This window comes from Providencia sp. PROV156 (assembly GCF_028480905.1).
In the GTDB taxonomy this organism is placed as follows: domain Bacteria; phylum Pseudomonadota; class Gammaproteobacteria; order Enterobacterales; family Enterobacteriaceae; genus Providencia; species Providencia hangzhouensis.
The window spans coordinates 1-8,073 of sequence record NZ_JAMPPE010000047.1 but is presented as its reverse complement, the minus strand read 5'-3'; the positions used below and the strand labels follow the sequence as shown (position 1 = coordinate 8,073).

The following is an 8,073-nucleotide window of genomic DNA, read 5'->3' as shown; positions in this document are numbered from 1 at the left end:
GTTGATCGTGCTATGATCGACTGATGTCATCAGCGGTGGAGTGCAATGTCGTGCAATACGAATGGCGAAAAGCCGAGCTCATCGGTCAGCTTCTCAACCTTGGGGTTACCCCCGGCGGTGTGCTGCTGGTCCACAGCTCCTTCCGTAGCGTCCGGCCCCTCGAAGATGGGCCACTTGGACTGATCGAGGCCCTGCGTGCTGCGCTGGGTCCGGGAGGGACGCTCGTCATGCCCTCGTGGTCAGGTCTGGACGACGAGCCGTTCGATCCTGCCACGTCGCCCGTTACACCGGACCTTGGAGTTGTCTCTGACACATTCTGGCGCCTGCCAAATGTAAAGCGCAGCGCCCATCCATTTGCCTTTGCGGCAGCGGGGCCACAGGCAGAGCAGATCATCTCTGATCCATTGCCCCTGCCACCTCACTCGCCTGCAAGCCCGGTCGCCCGTGTCCATGAACTCGATGGGCAGGTACTTCTCCTCGGCGTGGGACACGATGCCAACACGACGCTGCATCTTGCCGAGTTGATGGCAAAGGTTCCCTATGGGGTGCCGAGACACTGCACCATTCTTCAGGATGGCAAGTTGGTACGCGTCGATTATCTCGAGAATGACCACTGCTGTGAGCGCTTTGCCTTGGCGGACAGGTGGCTCAAGGAGAAGAGCCTTCAGAAGGAAGGTCCAGTCGGTCATGCCTTTGCTCGGTTGATTCGCTCCCGCGACATTGTGGCGACAGCCCTGGGTCAACTGGGCCGAGATCCGTTGATCTTCCTGCATCCGCCAGAGGCGGGATGCGAAGAATGCGATGCCGCTCGCCAGTCGATTGGCTGAGCTCATGAGCGGAGAACGAGATGACGTTGGAGGGGCAAGGTCGCGCTGATTGCTGGGGCAACACGTGGAGCGGATCGGGGATTGTCTTTCTTCAGCTCGCTGATGATATGCTGACGCTCAATGCCGTTTGGCCTCCGACTAACGAAAATCCCGCATTTGGACGGCTGATCCGATTGGCACGGCGGACGGCGAATGGCGGAGCAGACGCTCGTCCGGGGGCAATGAGATATGAAAAAGCCTGAACTCACCGCGACGTCTGTCGAGAAGTTTCTGATCGAAAAGTTCGACAGCGTCTCCGACCTGATGCAGCTCTCGGAGGGCGAAGAATCTCGTGCTTTCAGCTTCGATGTAGGAGGGCGTGGATATGTCCTGCGGGTAAATAGCTGCGCCGATGGTTTCTACAAAGATCGTTATGTTTATCGGCACTTTGCATCGGCCGCGCTCCCGATTCCGGAAGTGCTTGACATTGGGGAATTCAGCGAGAGCCTGACCTATTGCATCTCCCGCCGTGCACAGGGTGTCACGTTGCAAGACCTGCCTGAAACCGAACTGCCCGCTGTTCTGCAGCCGGTCGCGGAGGCCATGGATGCGATCGCTGCGGCCGATCTTAGCCAGACGAGCGGGTTCGGCCCATTCGGACCGCAAGGAATCGGTCAATACACTACATGGCGTGATTTCATATGCGCGATTGCTGATCCCCATGTGTATCACTGGCAAACTGTGATGGACGACACCGTCAGTGCGTCCGTCGCGCAGGCTCTCGATGAGCTGATGCTTTGGGCCGAGGACTGCCCCGAAGTCCGGCACCTCGTGCACGCGGATTTCGGCTCCAACAATGTCCTGACGGACAATGGCCGCATAACAGCGGTCATTGACTGGAGCGAGGCGATGTTCGGGGATTCCCAATACGAGGTCGCCAACATCTTCTTCTGGAGGCCGTGGTTGGCTTGTATGGAGCAGCAGACGCGCTACTTCGAGCGGAGGCATCCGGAGCTTGCAGGATCGCCGCGGCTCCGGGCGTATATGCTCCGCATTGGTCTTGACCAACTCTATCAGAGCTTGGTTGACGGCAATTTCGATGATGCAGCTTGGGCGCAGGGTCGATGCGACGCAATCGTCCGATCCGGAGCCGGGACTGTCGGGCGTACACAAATCGCCCGCAGAAGCGCGGCCGTCTGGACCGATGGCTGTGTAGAAGTACTCGCCGATAGTGGAAACCGACGCCCCAGCACTCGTCCGAGGGCAAAGGAATAGAGTAGATGCCGACCGAACAAGAGCTGATTTCGAGAACGCCTCAGCCAGCAACTCGCGCGAGCCTAGCAAGGCAAATGCGAGAGAACGGCCTTACGCTTGGTGGCACAGTTCTCGTCCACAGTTCGCTAAGCTCGCTCGGCTGGGTCGCGGGAGGGCCGGTCGCAGTGATTCAGGCCCTTCTGGATTGTGTTGGTCCCCAGGGCACGATTGTCATGCCCACGCACTCGGGTGATCTGACTGATCCCGCAGATTGGAGATCGCCGCCCGTGCCTGCCGATTGGGTGCAGATCTTGCGCAACGAGATGCCGGCATACGATCCGCAAACCACACCAACTCGGAACATGGGTGCAGTGGCTGAATTGTTCCGGGCGTGTCGCAAACACTTTTGGAGGCAGCTATCACCCAGCCAAGGCCGGTATTTTCATGCTTTGTTAACCTTTTGCAGTCCGAAGAGGCGCGCAAGCAAATCATTCTGGTCATTGACGGTCCAGCCGCCTGAAAAGCCAAAGCCCTTCCGCAGCCACAGCATCGCCTCGAAACCCGCGATGGTTCGCCGCGCCGTGTTAAAGGATTGGAAACCGCCGATCTTCGGCATGTTCTTCTTCACCCGGAAATGGTCGCTCTCAATCCCCTGCTGGAGATGTTTGGTCACATAATGCACGGGATCGGGATGGAGAAGCCCATCATCAACCGACGTTTTGATCGTTGACGGGAAGGTGTTGGCCCCGTCCGTCCCAATCCTGTTCGGCGACAACAAGGGTTCATCTTTAAGCATCTTTCGGAAGAACCGCTTGGCAGCGTCGAGATCGCGCTTAGCGGTCAGCAGGAAATCCACCGGATTGCCATGCTTATCGATGGCTCGGTACAGATAGCGCCATTTGCCGCGGATCTTGACATAGGTCTCATCAATCCGGACCGAGCCGCAATGGGGTCGACGAAACTGCCGCAGCCGTTTCTCGATGACAGGTGCATAAGCCAATACCCAGCGGTTGATCGTGCTATGATCGACCTCGAAGCCCCGCTCGCGAAACATCTCTTCCAAGTCACGATAGCTGAGCGGGTAGCGCAAGTACCAGGCAACCGCCTGTACAATCAGCCAGGCCTCGAAATGCCTGCCCTTGAAATCATCCTTCGACTGGCGCTTCAGCTTTTCGGCAATGGTATTCAAAATCATCGGCTCGCTCCGCAATATCAGGAGCGGCAACTTCTCTCCCCATGGTCAACATCGAGTTAACCTGAAGAATTTGCGACAAGGCCATGCGTTCCGCTCCGGAGATGTCTGGCTTACTAGGTCCCGGCGCTATGGCGATCTGAAACACGCACTCGTTCCGGCACAATCCATCGCGGAAGGCGGTCGTCTCGCTGTGCCATTGCGGCCGGAGGAATGGCTGGCAGACCGGCAAGCTCGCCTCGACATGCGGTTGCGCGAGCTTGGCCGTGCCGCTCGCGCAGGCACGATCCCGGGCGGGTCGATTGAAAACGGCGTTCTGCATATCGAGAAACTCGAAGCCGCCGCGCCGACAGGCGCCGAAGATCTGGTGCTCGATCTCTACAAGCAGATCCCGCCCACGCGCATCACCGATCTCCTGCTGGAGGTGGATGCGGCGACCGGCTTCACCGAAGCGTTCACCCATCTGCGCACAGGAGCACCCTGCGCTGACCGGATCGGGCTAATGAACGTTATCTTGGCGGAAGGGATCAACCTCGGCTTGCGCAAAATGGCGGATGCGACAAACACCCACACCTTCTGGGAATTGATCCGCATTGGACGGTGGCATGTCGAGGGCGAAGCCTATGACCGGGCGCTGGCCATGGTGGTCGAGGCACAGGCAGCGTTACCCATGGCCCGGTTCTGGGGCATGGGCACGTCGGCTTCGAGCGACGGACAGTTCTTCGTCGCTACAGAGCAAGGTGAGGCCATGAACCTGGTCAACGCGAAATATGGCAATACCCCGGGCCTGAAAGCCTATAGCCACGTCTCCGACCAATATGCGCCGTTCGCAACCCAGGTGATTCCTGCAACGGCAAGCGAAGCGCCTTACATCCTCGATGGCCTGCTGATGAACGATGCTGGACGCCATATCCGCGAGCAGTTCACCGACACGGGCGGCTTCACCGATCACGTCTTTGCCGCATGTGCCATTCTCGGCTACCGGTTCGCTCCGCGCATCCGCGACCTGCCATCCAAACGGCTCTACGCGTTCAATCCGTCGGCCGCCCCGGCGCACCTGCGAGCGTTGATCGGCGGAAAGGTCAACCAAGCCATGATCGAGCGCAATTGGCCCGACATCCTGCGCATCGCCGCCACCATTGCTGCCGGGACCGTCGCGCCAAGCCAGATTCTGCGGAAACTCGCCTCCTATCCGCGGCAGAACGAGCTCGCGACAGCCCTGCGGGAAGTCGGTCGCGTCGAGCGCACCCTGTTCATGATCGACTGGATTCTGGATGCCGAACTCCAACGGCGTGCCCAGATCGGGCTCAACAAAGGCGAAGCTCATCATGCGCTGAAGCGGGCAATCAGCTTCCACCGCCGCGGTGAAATCCGCGACCGTTCCGCCGAAGGCCAGCATTACCGCATCGCCGGCATGAATCTGCTCGCCGCCATCATCATCTTCTGGAACACCATGAAGCTCGGCGAGGTCGTTGCAAACCAGAAACGCGATGGAAAGCTGCTATCGCCCGATCTCTTGGCCCATGTTTCGCCGCTCGGATGGGAACACATCAATCTCACCGGAGAATATCGCTGGCCAAAGCCTTAGCGTAGGATTCCGCCCCCTCCCGCAAACGACCCCATCCAGAGTTAGCTGTAGAAATGATTATGCCAGTCAAGGCTTTTGAAGAATTCTGCGCACACCATCAAGTACAGCACCTAAGTACGGATGATTTTGCAAAGATTGAATATGACCGCATGAAGTGGCGATTTGGACAGGCCGGTATTAGAGAATAAAAACTCTAGTCTTTATTAAAAAATCAGGAAGATTTATATGCAAATTGATATTAAAACATCTTCAGTTAAGCCTTTAAGAAATACTTATGCTTATATTGAAAAAAGATTTGGTGATAAACCAGCTTCACGTTATCAAGAAGCGACCTACGATATTCAGGAAGAAATTAATTTTCATTACAAACCTTTATGGCAGCCTGAATTTGATCTTTACGATAAGGGCCGTACTGTAATCCAAATGAAAGATTGGTACGTGCTTAAAGATCCTCGTCAATTTTATTATGGGGCTTATACCCAAACTCGAGCTAAACAACAAGAGATTTTAGAAAGTAATTTTACGCTTGTTGAAAAACACGATTTATTAAGAAATATTTCTGAAGAAATTCTAAACAAAGTAACGAAATTACTACTCCCACTTTATTGTAAACAAGACATTTTTATCTTTTATATTCAATGGCTTATTTTCCTGCTAATTGGTAATACCATGAAAAATACCATGCTCAGAAAAGGCTTAACAATATTTTGAAAAATTGCCTACTGAGCGCTGCCGCACAGCTCCATAGGCCGCTTTCCTGGCTTTGCTTCCAGATGTATGCTCTTCTGCTCCTGCAGCTAATGGATCACCGCAAACAGGTTACTCGCCTGGGGATTCCCTTTCGACCCGAGCATCCGTATGAGACTCATGCTCGATTATTATTATTATACTCTGTACACGACAAATTTCACAGAACCCTTATCCTATCAGGATTCTGCTTTCTTAAAATTGCCAAAATTTCCTTAAACTCTTCTTTTTTCCCAAAACCAATTAAACGCTGAATCGCCATTTGAACATAGTCTAAACCATAGCGAAATAAACTCATTGAGAGTCGTCCATGCTTCTTTATTTTTATCGCTTTTTTTTGATTATGTTGCCATTCACCCGTTAAGTAACACCAACAGAAGCTTATAGCTAACACCGCAATCAATTTTTTCACTCGTCTAGGGTCTGTCAAGCGCGTATTTTCAAGATTAAACCCGCGTCCTTTGAGACAACTGAATAAGGTTTCAATTTCCCAGCGTAATGCATAATCCTGAATAGCATTGGCATTAAACTGAGGAGAAACGACGAGTAAAAGCTCTCCATTTTCTAACTGTAGTGCACTTATATATAGTTTCACCCGACCAACCAAAATCCGTCGTTTACGACATTCAATTTGACCAACTTTAAGATGGCGAAATAAATCACTAATTTTATGATTCTTTCCTAAATGATTGGTGACAATGAAGTTTTTTTAACACGAATGCAGAAGTTGATGTCTTGTTCAATTAACCATGTAAACCACTGCTCACCGATAAACTCTCTGTCTGCGAACACATTCACAATACGGTCTTTACCAAAAATGGCTATAAAGCGTTGAATCAAAGCAATACGCTCTTTCGTATCTGAATTTCCACGTTTATTAAGCAATGTCCAAAGGATAGGTATCGCTATTCCACGATAAACGATTGCGAGCATCAGGATATTAATATTTCGTTTTCCCCATTTCCAATTGGTTCTATCTAAAGTCAGTTGCACTTGGTCGAATGAAAACATATTGAAAATCAACTGAGAAATTTGACGATAATCAAAATACTGACCTGCAAAGAAGCGCTGCATACGTCGATAAAATGATTGTGGTAAACACTTGATGGGCAAGGCTTTAGATGCAGAAGAAAGATTACATGTTTGCTTTAAAATAATCACAAGCATGATGAGCGCAAAGCACTTTAAATGTGACTTGTTCCATTTTAGAGATTTGTTTAAGATAAGATATAACTCATTGAGATGTGTCATAGTATTCGTCGTTAGAAAACAATTATTGTGACATTATTTCAATGAGTTATCTATTTTTGTCGTGTACAGAGATTATTATAGAAGCCCCCATGAATAAATCGCTCATCATTTTCGGCATCGTCAACATAACCTCGGACAGTTTCTCCGATGGAGGCCGGTATCTGGCGCCAGACGCAGCCATTGCGCAGGCGCGTAAGCTGATGGCCGAGGGGGCAGATGTGATCGACCTCGGTCCGGCATCCAGCAATCCCGACGCCGCGCCTGTTTCGTCCGACACAGAAATCGCGCGTATCGCGCCGGTGCTGGACGCGCTCAAGGCAGATGGCATTCCCGTCTCGCTCGACAGTTATCAACCCGCGACGCAAGCCTATGCCTTGTCGCGTGGTGTGGCCTATCTCAATGATATTCGCGGTTTTCCAGACGCTGCGTTCTATCCGCAATTGGCGAAATCATCTGCCAAACTCGTCGTTATGCATTCGGTGCAAGACGGGCAGGCAGATCGGCGCGAGGCACCCGCTGGCGACATCATGGATCACATTGCGGCGTTCTTTGACGCGCGCATCGCGGCGCTGACGGGTGCCGGTATCAAACGCAACCGCCTTGTCCTTGATCCCGGCATGGGGTTTTTTCTGGGGGCTGCTCCCGAAACCTCGCTCTCGGTGCTGGCGCGGTTCGATGAATTGCGGCTGCGCTTCGATTTGCCGGTGCTTCTGTCTGTTTCGCGCAAATCCTTTCTGCGCGCGCTCACAGGCCGTGGTCCGGGGGATGTCGGGGCCGCGACACTCGCTGCAGAGCTTGCCGCCGCCGCAGGTGGAGCTGACTTCATCCGCACACACGAGCCGCGCCCCTTGCGCGACGGGCTGGCGGTATTGGCGGCGCTGAAAGAAACCGCAAGAATTCGTTAACTGCACATTCGGGATATTTCTCTATATTCGCGGTTCAGCAGGCATGTCCCCTTTGAGGGCGACCCGACGACAGGATAATCGACCTTATGGTGCGCAAATATTTCGGCACAGACGGTATTCGTGGCAAAGCCAACGAAGGCGCGATGACGGCGGAAACCGCCTTGCGCGTCGGCATGGCGGCTGGCCGTGTCTTTCGTCGCGGTGACCACCGCCATCGTGTCGTGATCGGCAAGGATACGCGCCTGTCGGGCTATATGCTTGAACCCGCGCTCACAGCCGGTTTCACCTCGATGGGCATGGACGTATTCCTTTTTGGCCCGCTGCCGACAA

At 53.4% G+C, this 8,073-nt stretch carries 8 protein-coding genes and 3 pseudogenes; 8 read left to right on the top strand and 3 right to left on the bottom strand.

The features are described from left to right. Positions 1-50 precede the first annotated feature (50 nt). The 3 genes and pseudogenes from aac(3)-IVa to PSF31_RS21160 all read left to right on the top strand — a co-directional run. Complete coding sequence (gene aac(3)-IVa / locus PSF31_RS20780; RefSeq protein WP_001199192.1) at positions 51-827, top strand: aminoglycoside N-acetyltransferase AAC(3)-IVa; 777 nt, start codon at positions 51-53, stop codon at positions 825-827. Positions 828-1,055: 228 nt separating this feature from the next. Continuing rightward, the gene (gene aph(4)-Ia, locus PSF31_RS20775; RefSeq protein WP_000742814.1) at positions 1,056-2,081 is read left to right on the top strand and encodes an aminoglycoside O-phosphotransferase APH(4)-Ia; all 1,026 of its coding nucleotides are present in this window, start codon (positions 1,056-1,058) and stop codon (positions 2,079-2,081) included. A 5-nt stretch (positions 2,082-2,086) separates the two neighbouring features. After that, positions 2,087-2,440 (top strand): annotated as a pseudogene (locus tag PSF31_RS21160) (AAC(3) family N-acetyltransferase); the annotation flags it as partial. 62 nt (positions 2,441-2,502) lie between these two features. Here PSF31_RS21160 and PSF31_RS20770 read toward each other — a convergent pair. Further along, positions 2,503-3,255 carry an IS6 family transposase gene (locus PSF31_RS20770; RefSeq protein WP_000602738.1) on the bottom strand — a complete coding sequence of 251 codons (753 nt, stop codon included), beginning with the start codon at positions 3,253-3,255 and terminating at the stop codon, positions 2,503-2,505. Further along, the gene (locus tag PSF31_RS20765; RefSeq protein ID WP_015059631.1) at positions 3,206-3,340 is read right to left on the bottom strand and encodes a hypothetical protein; all 135 of its coding nucleotides are present in this window, start codon (positions 3,338-3,340) and stop codon (positions 3,206-3,208) included. The genes PSF31_RS20770 and PSF31_RS20765 overlap by 50 nt, the downstream gene beginning before the upstream one ends. Between PSF31_RS20765 and PSF31_RS20760 the strand changes: the two are divergent. From PSF31_RS20760 to PSF31_RS20755, 3 genes and pseudogenes are all read left to right on the top strand, one after another. Then, a pseudogene (locus tag PSF31_RS20760) lies at positions 3,341-4,840 on the top strand (Tn3 family transposase); the annotation flags it as partial. A 53-nt stretch (positions 4,841-4,893) separates the two neighbouring features. Continuing rightward, on the top strand, positions 4,894-5,028 hold the full coding sequence (locus tag PSF31_RS21155; protein WP_223231885.1) for a phenol hydroxylase subunit: 135 nt from the start codon (positions 4,894-4,896) through the stop codon (positions 5,026-5,028). Positions 5,029-5,065: 37 nt separating this feature from the next. After that, on the top strand, positions 5,066-5,551 hold the full coding sequence (locus PSF31_RS20755; protein ID WP_006581703.1) for a hypothetical protein: 486 nt from the start codon (positions 5,066-5,068) through the stop codon (positions 5,549-5,551). 196 nt (positions 5,552-5,747) lie between these two features. On the opposite strand, the gene PSF31_RS20750 is transcribed toward PSF31_RS20755, so the two are convergent. Beyond that, positions 5,748-6,838 (bottom strand): IS4-like element ISAba1 family transposase gene (locus PSF31_RS20750; protein ID WP_085940648.1). Its coding sequence is split into 2 segments (ribosomal slippage): positions 5,748-6,298 and positions 6,298-6,838, totalling 1,092 coding nucleotides; the frame shifts between segments, so codons are not numbered across the junction. Positions 6,839-6,927: 89 nt separating this feature from the next. On the opposite strand from PSF31_RS20750, the gene sul2 reads away from it, so the two are divergent. Further along, positions 6,928-7,743 carry a sulfonamide-resistant dihydropteroate synthase Sul2 gene (gene sul2, locus PSF31_RS20745; protein ID WP_001043260.1) on the top strand — a complete coding sequence of 272 codons (816 nt, stop codon included), beginning with the start codon at positions 6,928-6,930 and terminating at the stop codon, positions 7,741-7,743. Positions 7,744-7,829: 86 nt separating this feature from the next. Beyond that, positions 7,830-8,073: pseudogene (gene glmM / locus PSF31_RS20740) on the top strand (phosphoglucosamine mutase); the annotation flags it as partial.